This is a genomic window from Rhodoferax sp. GW821-FHT07F03 (genome assembly GCF_059418745.1).
Genome location: NZ_JBWKQM010000005.1, coordinates 45,281 through 58,339 on the forward strand (window position 1 = coordinate 45,281; position 13,059 = coordinate 58,339).

At 60.6% G+C, this 13,059-nt stretch carries 10 protein-coding genes; 9 read left to right on the forward strand and 1 reads right to left on the reverse strand.

Going from position 1 to position 13,059, the window contains the following annotated elements:
* Nucleotides 1–72: 72 nt before the first annotated feature.
* Nucleotides 73–852, reverse strand: a complete 780-nt coding sequence (fabI, locus tag AC07R0_RS08430) for an enoyl-ACP reductase FabI (RefSeq protein ID WP_495104479.1) — start codon at nucleotides 850–852, stop codon at nucleotides 73–75.
* Nucleotides 853–926: 74 nt separating this feature from the next.
* On the opposite strand from fabI, the gene AC07R0_RS08435 reads away from it, so the two are divergent.
* The 9 genes from AC07R0_RS08435 to truB all read left to right on the forward strand — a co-directional run bounded on the left by AC07R0_RS08435 (nucleotide 927) and on the right by truB (nucleotide 13,051).
* Complete coding sequence (locus AC07R0_RS08435; protein ID WP_495104480.1) at nucleotides 927–2,726, forward strand: extracellular solute-binding protein; 1,800 nt, start codon at nucleotides 927–929, stop codon at nucleotides 2,724–2,726.
* 3 nt (nucleotides 2,727–2,729) lie between these two features.
* Nucleotides 2,730–3,767, forward strand: a complete 1,038-nt coding sequence (locus AC07R0_RS08440; protein ID WP_495076276.1) for a microcin C ABC transporter permease YejB — start codon at nucleotides 2,730–2,732, stop codon at nucleotides 3,765–3,767.
* Nucleotides 3,751–4,788: an ABC transporter permease gene (locus tag AC07R0_RS08445; RefSeq protein WP_495104481.1), complete on the forward strand. Its 1,038-nt coding sequence runs from the start codon at nucleotides 3,751–3,753 to the stop codon at nucleotides 4,786–4,788. Before AC07R0_RS08440 ends, AC07R0_RS08445 begins: the two co-directional genes overlap by 17 nt.
* Complete coding sequence (locus tag AC07R0_RS08450) at nucleotides 4,785–6,362, forward strand: ABC transporter ATP-binding protein (protein ID WP_495104482.1); 1,578 nt, start codon at nucleotides 4,785–4,787, stop codon at nucleotides 6,360–6,362. The genes AC07R0_RS08445 and AC07R0_RS08450 overlap by 4 nt, the downstream gene beginning before the upstream one ends.
* Before the next feature lie 193 nt (nucleotides 6,363–6,555).
* Nucleotides 6,556–7,149, forward strand: a complete 594-nt coding sequence (gene rimP, locus AC07R0_RS08455; protein ID WP_495104483.1) for a ribosome maturation factor RimP — start codon at nucleotides 6,556–6,558, stop codon at nucleotides 7,147–7,149.
* Nucleotides 7,150–7,227: 78 nt separating this feature from the next.
* Entirely contained in the window at nucleotides 7,228–8,724 is a 1,497-nt protein-coding gene (nusA, locus tag AC07R0_RS08460) for a transcription termination factor NusA (RefSeq protein ID WP_495076272.1), read from the forward strand.
* Between the two features lie 24 nt (nucleotides 8,725–8,748).
* The gene (infB, locus tag AC07R0_RS08465) at nucleotides 8,749–11,700 is read left to right on the forward strand and encodes a translation initiation factor IF-2 (RefSeq protein ID WP_495104484.1); all 2,952 of its coding nucleotides are present in this window, start codon (nucleotides 8,749–8,751) and stop codon (nucleotides 11,698–11,700) included.
* Nucleotides 11,700–12,071, forward strand: coding sequence for a 30S ribosome-binding factor RbfA (gene rbfA / locus AC07R0_RS08470; RefSeq protein WP_490593799.1), 372 nt, complete (start codon nucleotides 11,700–11,702; stop codon nucleotides 12,069–12,071). The genes infB and rbfA overlap by 1 nt, the downstream gene beginning before the upstream one ends.
* 5 nt (nucleotides 12,072–12,076) lie before the next feature.
* Nucleotides 12,077–13,051, forward strand: a complete 975-nt coding sequence (gene truB, locus AC07R0_RS08475; RefSeq protein WP_495104485.1) for a tRNA pseudouridine(55) synthase TruB — start codon at nucleotides 12,077–12,079, stop codon at nucleotides 13,049–13,051.
* Nucleotides 13,052–13,059: the final 8 nt, after the last annotated feature.

Genomic DNA, 13,059 nt, shown 5'->3' on the forward strand with positions numbered 1-13,059 from the left:
CTAGGGGCGCTGGTGCTATCTGCGCCAGCGCCCCTTTTTGCTTGGATCCTGGCGGCGACTGCCGCGTGAACCTTATTCGCCGATACCACCCACGACTTGGCTAAAGCCGCCGTCCACGTAGGTGATCTCGGCGCTCACACCGGCCGCCAAGTCGCTCAGCAGGAAAGCGGCGACATTGCCCACGTCTTCAATCGTTACATTGCGGCGGATGGGATTCATGGCCGTGGCCTTGAGCATCTTGCCGAAGTCCTTGATGCCGCTGGCGGCCAGGGTCTTGATTGGACCGGCGCTGATGCCGTTGACGCGCACGCCCTTGGGGCCCACCGACTCAGCCAGGTAGCGCACGCTGGCTTCCAGCGAGGCCTTGGCCAGGCCCATGGTGTTGTAGTTGGGCAGCACGCGCAGGGCGCCCAGGTAGGTCAGGGTCAGCAGGGCCGACTTGTCGCTGAGGTAGGGCAGGGCGGCCTTGGCCATCGCGGGGAAGCTGTAGGCGCTGATGTCGTGCGCAATCTTGAAGCCTTCACGGCTCAGGCCTTCCAGGAAGTCGCCGGTGATGGCTTCGCGTGGTGCAAAGCCGATGCTGTGCACAAAGCCGTCGAACGTGGGCCAGGTTTGTGCCAGGTCGGCGAACAGCTTGTCGATCTGCGCGTCGTCACCCACGTCGCAGTCCAAAATCAGCTTGGAGTCGAATTCGGCGGCGAACTCGGTGATGCGGTCCTTGAAGCGCTCGCCCACGTAGCTGAATGCCAGCTCGGCACCCTGTGCGTGGCAGGCCTTGGCAATGCCGTAGGCAATCGAGCGGTTGCTCAGCACGCCGGTGATCAATAGTTTTTTGCCAGCAAGAAATCCCATGACTAAAGTCTCCAAGAAAAGTGAGCAGTGCTAAGCGTGTCGTTTAGCGACCAAAAGTATTGCAGAATTGTCGCATGCGATTTCTGCTGGCTTTGGGGGGACTGTTGTGTGCCGCGTCGGCCTGGGCCGCGCCTGGCTATGCGCTGTGGGGCGAGCTGAAATACCCGCCCGGTTTTACGCACTTTGATTACGTCAACCCCGATGCCCCCAAGGGCGGCGAGCTACGCCTGGTCAGCAACATCCGCAGCTCCACCTTCGACAAATACAACCCCTTCACTATCAAGGGCAGTGCGCCGGCCTATTTGACCGAGATGCTGTTCGACAGCCTGCTGGTTGGCTCCATGGACGAGAACGGCGCGGGCTATGGTCTGCTGGCCGAGGACGTGGCGGTGCCGGCCGACGGCATGGGTGCCACTTTTGTGCTGCGCCGTGAGGCGCGCTTCCACAATGGCGATCCGGTGCTGGCGTCTGATGTGAAGTTCAGTTACGACACACTGATGGGCCCCTACACCTCGCCCGGCTACAAGACCGCGCTGGAGGACGTGGCCGGTATTGACGTCTTGGATGCACGCACCGTGCGCTATCGCTTCAAGAAGCCAAACCGTGAGCTGCCGTTGACCGTGGGCGGCCTGCCCGTCTTCAGCCATAAGTGGGGCCAAGGCAAGCGCTTTGACGAGGTGGTGATGGACCTGCCGATTGGCAGCGGCCCCTATCGCATCGGCCCGGTGAACTTCGGCAAGGACATCACTTATGTGCGCGACCCCAACTACTGGGCTCGCGACCTGAATGTGAAGCGCGGCACCGAGAATTTCGACCGTATCACGGTGAAGATCTACAAGGACAACACGGCCCGGCTGGAGGCGCTGAAGGCCGGTGAGTTTGACCTGATGCGCTTTTTCTCTGCCGGCGATTGGGCGCGTCGCGTGACCGGCAAACGTTTTGACACGGGCGAGCTGGTCAAGGGTGAATTCCAGCACCGCCTGCCTTCGGGCTTCCAAAGCTATGTGCTTAATCTGCGCCGTGACAAATTCAAGGATGTGCGGGTGCGCGAGGCCCTGGGCCTGGCGATGGACTACGAGTGGATGAACCGCCAGATGTTCTACGGCGCCTACCAGCGCGTGAACGGCCTGTTTGGCAATACCGACTGCGCGGCCACGGGCTTGCCCAGCCCGCAGGAGCTGGCCCTGATGGAGCCGCTGCGCAAGGACATTCCGGCTGCGGCCTTTGGTCCGATGACGGTGCCGCCGCGCACCGATGGCGATTCGTCCCTGCGTGCCAATCTGCGGCGCGCCCAGGCCTTGTTACAGGAAGCGGGTTGGACGGTACGTGACGGTGCGCTGCGCAATGCCAAGGGCGAGCCGTTGGTGATCGAAATGCTCGACAGCAGCGAGAGTGGCGTGCGCGTGGTCAGCCCCTGGGCACGCAACCTGGAAAAGCTGGGCATCCAGCTGAGCTACCGGCCAGTGGACTTCGCGCTGTACCAACAGCGCTTGAGCAAGTTCGAATTCGACATGATCTCCATCAACTACCCCGGCACCAACAACCCGGGCCAGGAGTTTGCAGATCTGTTTGGAAGCAAGGCCGCAGATGTGGAGGATTCTGGCAACTACAACGGTCTGCGTAACCCGGCGGTGGATGCGCTCATTACCCGCATGACGGGCGCCAAAACCCAGGCCGAGCTGCTGCCCGCCTGCCGGGCGCTGGAGCGCGTGATCAGCCACAGCCATGTGCTGATTCCGCAGTGGACGGCCACCACCCACCGCATGGCTTATAACGCCTGGCGCCTGGCGCGTCCCGATGTGGTGCCGCCGTATTCTCCCGGTGAAAGCTGGGCCATCCACACCTGGTGGGCCCGGCCCGTCAAAGCACCTTAAACCATGTTTGTCTACATACTGAAGCGTTTGCTGCTGATGGTGCCCACGTTGCTGGGCGTGCTGCTGATCACCTTCGCCGTGGTGCAGTTTGTACCCGGAGGGCCGGTGGAGCAGTACCTGGCCGAGGCCAGGGCCGGTGTGGCCGGTAGCGGTGGTGCGGGCGAGGGGGCGGGCTTCAGCTACCGCGGTGCGCAGGGCGTGGACCCCAAGCGTATCGAGCAAATCAAGGCGCTATATGGTTTTGACAAACCGGCGCATGAGCGCTTCGTCCAGATGCTGGGGCAGTTTCTGCGCTTCGACCTGGGCAAGAGCTTTTTCCAGAACAAGCCGGTGTCGCAGTTGGTGTGGGAGAAGCTGCCGGTGTCCATCAGTCTGGGCCTGTGGACGTTTTTCATCAGCTATCTGGTCGCTGTGCCGCTGGGCATTGCCAAGGCGGTTCGGGCCGGGTCCACGTTTGACCTGGTGACTTCGCTGCTGATTTTGGTGGGCTACGCGATTCCCGGTTTTGTGCTGGGTGTGGTGCTGCTGGTGGTGTTTGGCGGGCAGTTGCAGTGGTTCCCATTGCGCGGCCTGGTGTCGAGCAATTTTGACGAGCTCAGCTGGGGCGCCAAGGTGGTGGACTACCTTTGGCACATTGCCTTGCCGGTCACGGCCATGGTGGTGGGCAGCTTTGCCGTCACCGCCATTCTGACCAAGAACGCCTTCCTGGAAGAGATTCGCAAACAGTATGTGCTGACGGCGCGGGCCAAGGGCTTGTCGCAGAACCAGGTGCTGTACAAGCACGTGCTGCGTAACGCGCTGATCCCCATCGTCACCGGTTTTCCGGCGGCCTTCATTGGCGCCTTCTTCACTGGTTCATTGCTGATCGAGACCCTGTTTTCGCTGGATGGCCTGGGCCTGCTGAGCTACGAGAGCGTGATCCGCCGTGACTATCCGGTGGTGTTGGGCACGCTGTATTTGTTTACGCTGATCGGCCTGGTCACCAAGCTGATTTCCGATCTTTGCTACGTATGGGTGGATCCGCGTGTCAGATTTGATTAGCCCATCGCCCGGCCGCCGCGCCTGGCAGCGCTTCAAGCGCAATCGCCTGGGGTACTACAGCCTGGTTGTTTTTTGTGTGCTGGTATTGCTGAGCCTGGCGGCCGAGCTGGTCAGTAATGACCGGCCGTTGGTGCTGCGCTACCAAGGTCAGCTGTACTTCCCCTTGGTGCATGACTACTCCGAAAAGACCTTCGGCGGCGACTTTGAAACCAGCACCGATTACTTGGACCCGTTCATCCAGGCGCAGCTGGCCCACGGCGACAACTGGGTGCTGTACGCGCCGAACCGCTACGGCCCCAAGACGCTGAACTATTTTGCCAAGTTCCCCAATCCATCCGGGCCGTCGCGTGACAACTGGCTGGGCACGGACGATCGGGGGCGCGACCTGTTGGCGCAGCTGCTGTACGGCTTTCGTGTCAGCGTTCTGTTCGCGCTGGCGCTGACTCTGGTCAGCGTGGTCGTGGGCGTGGCGACGGGTGCGCTGCAGGGCTATTTGGGCGGCAAGACGGACTTGGTCTTCCAGCGGTTCATTGAAATCTGGAGCTCCATGCCGTATCTGTACATGCTGATCATTTTCAGCGCGATTTTCACGCCCAGCATCAGTCTGTTGTTGGTCCTGCTCAGCCTGTTTGGCTGGATGGGCCTGAGCGACTACACCCGCGCCGAATTTCTGCGGAACCGGCAGATGGACTACGTGCGCTCCGCGCGCGCCCTGGGGGTGAGCGATATGCAAATCATCTGGCGTCACATCCTGCCCAACAGCCTGACGCCGGTGGTCAGCTTTTTGCCGTTTCAGATGAGTGCCTCCATCCTTACGCTAACTTCGCTGGATTTTCTGGGCCTGGGCGTGCCGCCCGGTACGCCGTCGCTGGGCGAGCTGCTCAGCCAGGGCAAAAACAATATCGACGCCTGGTGGATTTCGCTGTCCACCTTTGTGGTGCTGGTGGTCACTTTGCTACTGCTGACCTTTATGGGCGACGCGCTGCGTGATGCGCTCGATCCGCGAAAGGTTCAGGCATGAGCTTGCTCGACGTACAAGACCTGAGCGTGCGTTTTGGCGACAAGCCGGTGGTGGACCGCGTCAGCTTCCAGATACAGCCAGGGGAGAAGTTTGCACTGGTGGGTGAGTCCGGCTCTGGCAAGAGCATCACGGCGCTCAGTTTGTTGGGTTTGGTGGAGGACGCCCGGGTTTCCGGTAAGGCCCTGTGGGGCGGAACCGATTTACTGACACTGTCAGAACGTGCCTTGCGCGGTATCCGTGGGCAGGACATCGCCATGGTGTTCCAGGAGCCGATGACGGCGCTGAACCCGCTGTTCACCATTGGCCGCCAAATTGCCGAGGTTTTTGAGTTAAAACAGGGCCTGACGCAGGCGCAATCTGCGCAGGCAGCTATTGAAATACTAGCAAGTACAGGTGTTGCTGAACCCGCACGCCGGGTGGGCAGCTATCCGCACCAACTCAGCGGCGGCCAGCGCCAGCGCGCCATGATCGCCATGGCCCTGGCCTGCAGACCGAAGCTGCTGCTGGCGGATGAGCCCACCACCGCGCTGGACGTGACGGTGCGCGCCCAGATTCTGGCCTTGCTGTCCGATCTGCAGCGCCAGTACGGCATGGCCGTGCTGTTGATTACCCACGACCTGCATTTGGTGCGCCAGTTTGCCGACCGCGTGGCGGTGATGGAGCAGGGCCGCATCGTCGAAACTGGTGCGGTGGCCGAGGTGTTTGCCCGTCCGCAGCATGTCTACACCCGCAAGTTGATCGATAGCACGCCGGTCCGCAATGTGGTGCCCGACAGCCCCGCGCCGCCCTTGCTGCAGGCTCAGTCCCTGCGGGTGGTCTATCCGGTGCCTATCGCCGGCCTGCGGGGCTGGTTTCGCAAGGCGGAGTTTGTGGCGCTGAAAGAGGCCAGCTTTGCCATTCCCCCTGGTCAGACACTGGGCGTGGTGGGCGAATCGGGTTCGGGTAAATCCACGCTGGCACTGACGGTTCTGGGGTTGCAGAAATTTTCCGGTAGCGTGCAGTGCGCCGGCCAGGCCTGGGGCCGTGATGCGACGGGCAACAAGGCCCTGCGGGCCAAGCTGCAGGTGGTGTTCCAGGACCCGTTTTCCTCCTTGTCGCCACGTATGACGGTGGAAGAGATTGTGGGTGAAGGTCTGCGCGTGCATGCGCCGCATGTAGGTGTAACGGATCGTAAAAAAATGGTGCTGGAAGCTCTGGCTGAGGTGGGCTTGGGCGAAACCCAGTTCCCGGGTCTGCTGCAGCGTTACCCGCATGCCTTTTCGGGCGGCCAGCGCCAGCGGCTGGCGATTGCACGGGCCCTGATCGTGCGGCCCCAGCTCCTGGTGCTGGACGAGCCCACCAGCGCGCTGGATGTGACCATCCAGAAGCAGGTGCTGCAGTTGCTGCAGCAGTTGCAACGCACGCATGGCATGGCCTATCTCCTGATTACCCACGATATGGCGGTGATACGTGCCATGGCCCACCAGGTGCTGGTGATGCAAGAGGGCAAAATCCTGGAATCGGGCCCGGTAGACCAGGTCCTGGATGCGCCACACCATGGCTATACCCGGGCGCTGGTGGCTGCGGCGGCCTGAATGCCGGCCAAGCCCCGCTAAAACCCTTACGTATCAATGGATTAAAGCCATTTTTGCGCTACAATCCGGGCTCACGACCAAACGGGCGGGTAATTACCGGCCCGTTTTTTTTGGTCGATTGTTTTTAACACGCCTCTCGGCACCTGCTTTTATGGCGGTGCGGTCGGGCCCAATGTACTCATATTCATAACACGTGGCGTTACAAGACATCGTTGAACAAACCGTGACCGGATTCGGTTATGACCTCGTAGAGATCGAACGCTCTGCTGGTGGTTTGCTGCGCATCACTATCGACCATCCTTGGGTCGCGGGGGCGCCTGAGCAGTTCATCAACGTGGAAGACTGCGAAAAAGTCACCCGCCAACTCCAGTTTTCGCTGGAAGTCGATGGCGTCGAATACAAGCGGCTGGAAGTCTCCTCGCCCGGTATCGATCGCCCGCTGCGCCACAAGACCGACTTTGAACGTTTTGAAGGTTCGGTGATTGATATCACCCTCAAGGTCGCCATCGGTATGTCGGCCGGTGGCCAGGTCAATGCCAATCGCAAGAAATTTCGCGGCACGCTGGAAAGCGTTGCCGCTGTGAGCGCCGATGCGGCGCCCACTTGGCAAATCGTCTGGAGCGACGAGCCCGTGGCCAAGCCCGGTGCGCGTATCAGTAAAAAGCGGGCTCCCGCGCCAGTGCAGGCGTTGGGGTTCACTCTGGATGAGATTCGGGATGCCCGTTTGGCTCCTATCGTAAGTTTCAATGGCCGCAACGCAAAAGACACTGGCGCGGCGCTTGGGTGATGGTCCGTCGGCGCCAGCGTGCAGATGCGGCTCAGCGGGTTTGGTTTTGTTGGTTTAAGTGTTCAGGAGATTCGTGACATGAATCGCGAAATGTTGATGTTGGTAGATGCCATTTCACGTGAGAAGAACGTGGAGCGGGACGTTGTGTTTGGCGCAGTGGAATCGGCTTTGGCGCAAGCCACCAAGAAGCTGTACCAGGGCGAAGTGGATATCCGCGTGGCGCTGGACCGCGATAGCGGCAACTACGAAACCTTCCGCCGCTGGCTGGTGGTGCCAGACTCTGCCGGTTTACAAAACCCCGAGGCAGAAGAGCTGGTGTCGGACGTGCGCGACGACATTCCTGACATCGAAGAAGGCGACTACATCGAGAAACCGATTGAGTCCCTGCCGATTGGCCGCATTGGTGCGATGGCCGCCAAGCAGGTCATTCTGCAAAAGATCCGCGATGCCGAGCGCGAAATGCTGTTGAACGACTTCATGAGCCGCGGCGACAAGATTTTTGTCGGCACCGTCAAGCGCATGGACAAGGGCGACATCATTGTCGAGAGCGGCCGCGTTGAAGGCCGTCTGCGTCGTAACGAGATGATCCCTAAGGAAAATCTGCGTACCGGTGACCGCGTTCGCGCCATGATCATGGAAGTGGACCTGACTTTGCGCGGTGCCCCCATCATCCTGTCGCGCAGCTCGCCTGCCTACATGGTTGAACTGTTCCGCCAGGAAGTGCCTGAAATCGAACAAGGCCTGCTGGAGATCAAATCCTGTGCCCGCGACCCTGGTTCGCGCGCCAAGATCGCCGTGCTGTCGCACGACAAGCGCGTTGATCCCATCGGCACCTGCGTGGGTGTGCGTGGTACCCGTGTCAACGGTGTGACCAATGAACTCGCTGGCGAGCGCGTCGACATCGTGCTGTGGAGTGAAGACCCGGCCCAGTTCGTGATTGGCGCCCTGGCTCCGGCCAATGTCACCTCCATCGTGGTGGACGAAGAGCGCCATGCCATGGATGTGGTGGTCGATGAGGAAAATCTGGCGATCGCGATCGGCCGTGGTGGTCAAAACGTGCGCTTGGCCGCCGAATTGACCGGCTGGAAGATCAATATCATGGACGCCGCCGAGTCGGCCCAGAAGCAGGCTGTGGAAACCGATTCCAGCCGCAAGCTGTTCATGGAAAAACTCGATGTCGATGAAGAAATGGCTGACATCCTGATCCATGAAGGCTTTACCAGCCTGGAAGAAATTGCCTACGTGCCTCTGCAGGAAATGCTGGAAATCGAAAGCTTTGACGAAGACACCGTGCACGAGCTGCGCTCGCGTGCCAAGGACGTGCTGCTGACGATGGAAATCGCCCTGGAAGAAAATGCGGAGGCGGTATCCCAGGACCTGCGCGACCTGGAAGGTCTGACCCCCGAACTGATTGCCAAGCTCCATGCGGGCGGCATCCAAACACGCGACGATCTGGCCGATTTGGCTGGTGATGAGCTCTCCGAAATTACCGGCCAGTCTGAGGACGAGGCCACGACCTTGATCATGAAGGCGCGCGCGCATTGGTTTACCAATGACGGCGCCTCTCAAGAGTAATGGTCATGAAAGGTCACACAATACATGTCCACTACTACCGTCGCCGAGTTTGCTGCTGAACTCAAAAAATCCCCTGACACCCTGCTGGAACAACTCCGGGGTGCCGGTGTTGCCAAAGCTGCTGTGTCTGACGTTCTGAGCGAGTCCGATAAGCAACGCTTGTTGGGCTATCTGCAGGCCAGCCATGGCACTGCTACTCTGGAACGCAAGAAAATTACCTTGGTGAAGAAATCCACCAGCGAAATCAAGCAGGCCGATTCCACCGGCCGTGCTCGCACCATCCAGGTCGAGGTGCGCAAAAAGCGCACCTTCATCAAGCGTGATGAAGGCATGGACGCGAGCCCCGAGGGCGCTGTGCTAGAGGCTGAACTGGAAGTTCCGTCCAGCAACGCGGCAGAAGAAGCTGAATTGGCCCGCCGTGAGGAAGAAGCTCGCCGCCAGGCTGAGCTGATGCGCCGTCAGGAAGAAGAACTGATCGAAAAGCGCCGCCAGCGTGAAGAGCAGGAAGCGCGTGAACGGGCTGCTGCTGAAAAGGCAGAAGCTGAAGCAGAAGCGGCGGCCAAGGCTGCAGCACGTGCCCAGGCTGAACAACAAAAAGCGGCTGCGCCCACGCCGCCTCTGTCTGCCGTTGGACAAAACATCAACGCCGCAGCTGAAGCTGCTGCCCAGGCCAAGGCGCAAGCCGACGCTGCTGCGGCCCAAGCCAAGGCCCAGGCCGAGGCGGATGCCCGCGCCAAGGTCGCTGCCGAGGCCAAGGCCCGTGCAGACGAAGAAGCCGCCCGCGTGGTGGATCTGGGAGACCGCCGCCGCAAGGCCGAAGCAGAAGCTGCCGCCATCCGTTTGATGATGTCCACGCCCAAGAAGGTGTTGGTCGCCAAGAAACCGGAAGAGCCCAAGCCTGTGGCCAAGCCTGCAACCGCTGACGCGGCCAAGGCCGGCATGAAGGGCACCTTGCACAAGCCCGCTGCCGGTGCAGCTCCGGCCAAGCCGGCGCCAGCGCCAGCAACTACCGGCGCTGGTGCAGGTAAGGAAGTCAAGTCGGCCAAGCTGTCGAGCAGCTGGGCAGATCCCGCCAAGAAGAAACCACTGCCCACCCGTGGCGATTCCAGCGGTGGCGTCGGTGGCCGTGGCAACTGGCGTGGTGGACCGCGTGGTCGCCGTGGCAGCAATGACCGCGACCAGCATGACGACCACGCGCAACAAGCGCCGGTGGAAGCGCGCATCATTGAGGTGCACGTGCCTGAAACCATCACCGTGGCCGAACTGGCCCACAAGATGGCGGTGAAGGCCTCCGAGGTGATCAAGCACCTGATGAAGCTGGGTCAGATGGTCTCCATCAACCAGCCGCTGGACCAGGATACGGCCATGATCGTGGTCGAGGAAATGGGCCACAAGGCGGTGGTGGCGGCACTGGACGATCCAGAAGCCTTCACCGACGACGAAGTGTCGCAGCAGGATTCCGAAGCTTTGCCGCGCGCACCTGTGGTGACCGTCATGGGTCACGTGGACCACGGTAAGACTTCTCTTCTGGATTACATCCGCCGTGCCAAAGTGGCATCGGGTGAAGCCGGTGGCATTACCCAGCACATTGGCGCCTACCACGTGGAAACCCCGCGCGGTATGGTGTCCTTCCTGGATACGCCGGGCCACGAGGCGTTTACCGCCATGCGTGCCCGTGGAGCCCAGGCAACCGATATCGTGATTCTGGTGGTGGCTGCCGACGACGGTGTGATGCCGCAAACCAAGGAAGCTATCAAGCATGCGAAAGCGGCTGGTGTGCCTATCGTGGTTGCCATCAACAAGATCGACAAGCCTGATTCCAATCCCGAGCGCGTGAAGAACGAGCTGGTGGTGGAAGACGTGATCCCTGAAGACTTCGGTGGCAACTCGCCATTCGTGGCGGTGTCGGCCAAGACCGGCCAGGGCATTGACGAACTGCTGGAGCAAGTGCTGCTGCAGGCCGAAGTGCTGGAACTGAAAGCACCGGTGGACGCCATGGCCAAGGGCCTGGTGATTGAAGCGCGTCTGGACAAGGGCAAGGGCCCTGTGGCCACCGTGTTGGTGCAGTCGGGTACGCTGAAAACCGGCGACATCGTGCTGGCAGGTTCTACCTATGGCCGTGTGCGCGCCATGCTGGATGAAAACGGCCGTCCCTCCAAGTCGGCTGGCCCATCAATCCCGGTGGAAATCCAGGGCTTGACCGAAGTGCCACAGGCAGGGGACGAATTCATGGTTCTGCCGGACGAGCGTCGGGCCCGTGAAATCGCTACCTACCGTGCTGGCAAGTTCCGCAATACCAAGCTGGCCAAGCTACAAGCCGCCAAGTTGGAGACCATGTTCACGGACATGACGGCGGGCGAAGTCAAGATACTGCCTATCATCGTCAAGGCCGATGTGCAGGGTTCGCAGGAAGCTTTGGCTGCATCGCTGCTCAAGCTGTCGACCGACGAAGTCAAGATCCAGATGGTGTACGCCGCTGTGGGTGGTATCAGCGAGTCCGATATCAACCTGGCGATTGCGTCCAAGGCTATCGTGATCGGCTTCAATGTGCGCGCCGATGCCGGTGCCCGCAAGCTGGCCGAAGGCAATGCTGTGGACGTGAAGTACTACAACATCATTTACGACGCCGTGGATGAGTTGAAGGCTGCCATGGCCGGCATGCTGGCGCCCGAGCAACGTGAAGAAGTCATCGGTATGGCCGAGATTCGCACCGTGTTCGTGGCTTCCAAGATCGGTACGGTCGCAGGCTGTATGGTTACCAACGGCTCGGTCAATCGCAGTGCACGCTTCCGCTTGCTGCGCGAAAACATCGTCATCTACACCGGTGAAATTGACTCGCTCAAGCGTGTCAAGGACGATGTCCGCGAAGTGCGCGAAGGCTTCGAGTGCGGTATCAAGCTCAAGAACTACAACGACATCGCCGTGGGCGACCAGTTGGAGTTCTTTGAGATCAAAGAAATCGCCCGTACCCTGTAATGGTGAAACGCAAAGCCGCTGCGCCAAACCGCAGCCTCAAAGTCTCCGACCAGATTCAGCGGGATCTGACGGAGCTGATCGCCCGCGAGTTGAAAGACCCGCGGGTGGGCATGGTCACCATCCAGGGGGTGGAGGTTACGCCCGACTACGCGCACGCCAAGGTTTTCTTCAGCGTGCTGACGGGCAACCCGGACGAATGTACCGAGGGTTTGAACCAGGCCGCAGGCTTTCTGCGCGCTGGTTTGTTCAAGCGCTTGCACATCCATACCGTGCCGACTTTGCACTTTCATTTTGACCGGACGACCGAGAAAGCCGCCGATATGAATGCGCTGATTGCGCGCGCGGTGGCATCCCGGGCCAAGGAAGACTGAGCCCCATGACCGCAACGCCACGTGTACGGGTTGCCAGGCGTCCCGTGCATGGGGTGCTGCTGCTGGACAAGCCTTTGGGCCTGTCCAGCAATGATGCGCTGCAAAAAGTGAAATGGCTGCTGCGCGCCGAGAAGGCCGGCCATACCGGTACCTTGGACCCCTTGGCCACCGGTGTGCTGCCTCTGTGTTTTGGCTCGGCGACCAAGTTCAGCCAGCTGCATCTGGATGCTGACAAGACCTACTTGGCAGTAGCCCGGCTGGGGGTGAAAACCTCTACCGGCGATGCCGAAGGCGATGTGATTGAGACGCGGCCGGTGCATGTCAGTCCCGAGCAGGTGGCGGCCGTGGAGAAGCAGTTCACCGGCCCGATCCGGCAGGTGCCGCCGATGTACAGCGCCTTGAAGAAGGACGGCAAGCCTTTGTACGAGTATGCGCGTGCCGGGGTGGAGATTGATCGGCCGGCACGGGATGTTGAGATATTTGAATTAAAAGTGGCTTTAGCGCAGACGGAATCTGCGCTGGATGCTATAGAAATTGTAGCTAAGTGCAGCAAGGGCACCTACATCCGCACACTGGGTGAAGATATTGGTGAGGCACTCGGTTGCGGTGCGCATCTGACGGCATTGCGTCGCATTGCGACCGGTGATTTCGGGATAACGCAGTGCGTCACTTTGGCGGAGTTGGAGGCCATGGCGGAAGACCAGCGCCTGGACTGCCTGCTGCCGGTGGATGCGTTGTTGGCGCAGCACCAGCGTGTCATGTTGGACACGCAGAATGCGGGACGGTTTCTGAGCGGCGTGCGCCGCCGGGGCGACTGGCCCGATGCTGCCCATGTGGCGGTATACGGCGACAGCCCCGCCACCTTGCTGGGAACGGCACAGGTGAGGGACGGTGAATTGATACCAGGGCGACTGCTAAGCCCGCTGGACATAGGTCAGATTCTGGCCCAGGCGCAAAAAGCAGAGAGCCATTCGATTTAGGAGTAGAG

Excerpts from the sequence above, each read along its gene's own strand:
- fabI (WP_495104479.1), bottom strand. The coding sequence starts at position 852 with ATGGGATTTCTTGCTGGCAAAAAACTATTGATCACCGGCGTGCTGAGC.
- AC07R0_RS08435 (WP_495104480.1), top strand. The coding sequence starts at position 927 with ATGCGATTTCTGCTGGCTTTGGGGGGACTGTTGTGTGCCGCGTCGGCC.
- AC07R0_RS08440 (WP_495076276.1), top strand. The coding sequence starts at position 2,730 with ATGTTTGTCTACATACTGAAGCGTTTGCTGCTGATGGTGCCCACGTTG.
- AC07R0_RS08450 (WP_495104482.1), top strand. The coding sequence starts at position 4,785 with ATGAGCTTGCTCGACGTACAAGACCTGAGCGTGCGTTTTGGCGACAAG.
- nusA (WP_495076272.1), top strand. The coding sequence starts at position 7,228 with ATGAATCGCGAAATGTTGATGTTGGTAGATGCCATTTCACGTGAGAAG.
- infB (WP_495104484.1), top strand. The coding sequence starts at position 8,749 with ATGTCCACTACTACCGTCGCCGAGTTTGCTGCTGAACTCAAAAAATCC.
- rbfA (WP_490593799.1), top strand. The coding sequence starts at position 11,700 with ATGGTGAAACGCAAAGCCGCTGCGCCAAACCGCAGCCTCAAAGTCTCC.
- truB (WP_495104485.1), top strand. The coding sequence starts at position 12,077 with ATGACCGCAACGCCACGTGTACGGGTTGCCAGGCGTCCCGTGCATGGG.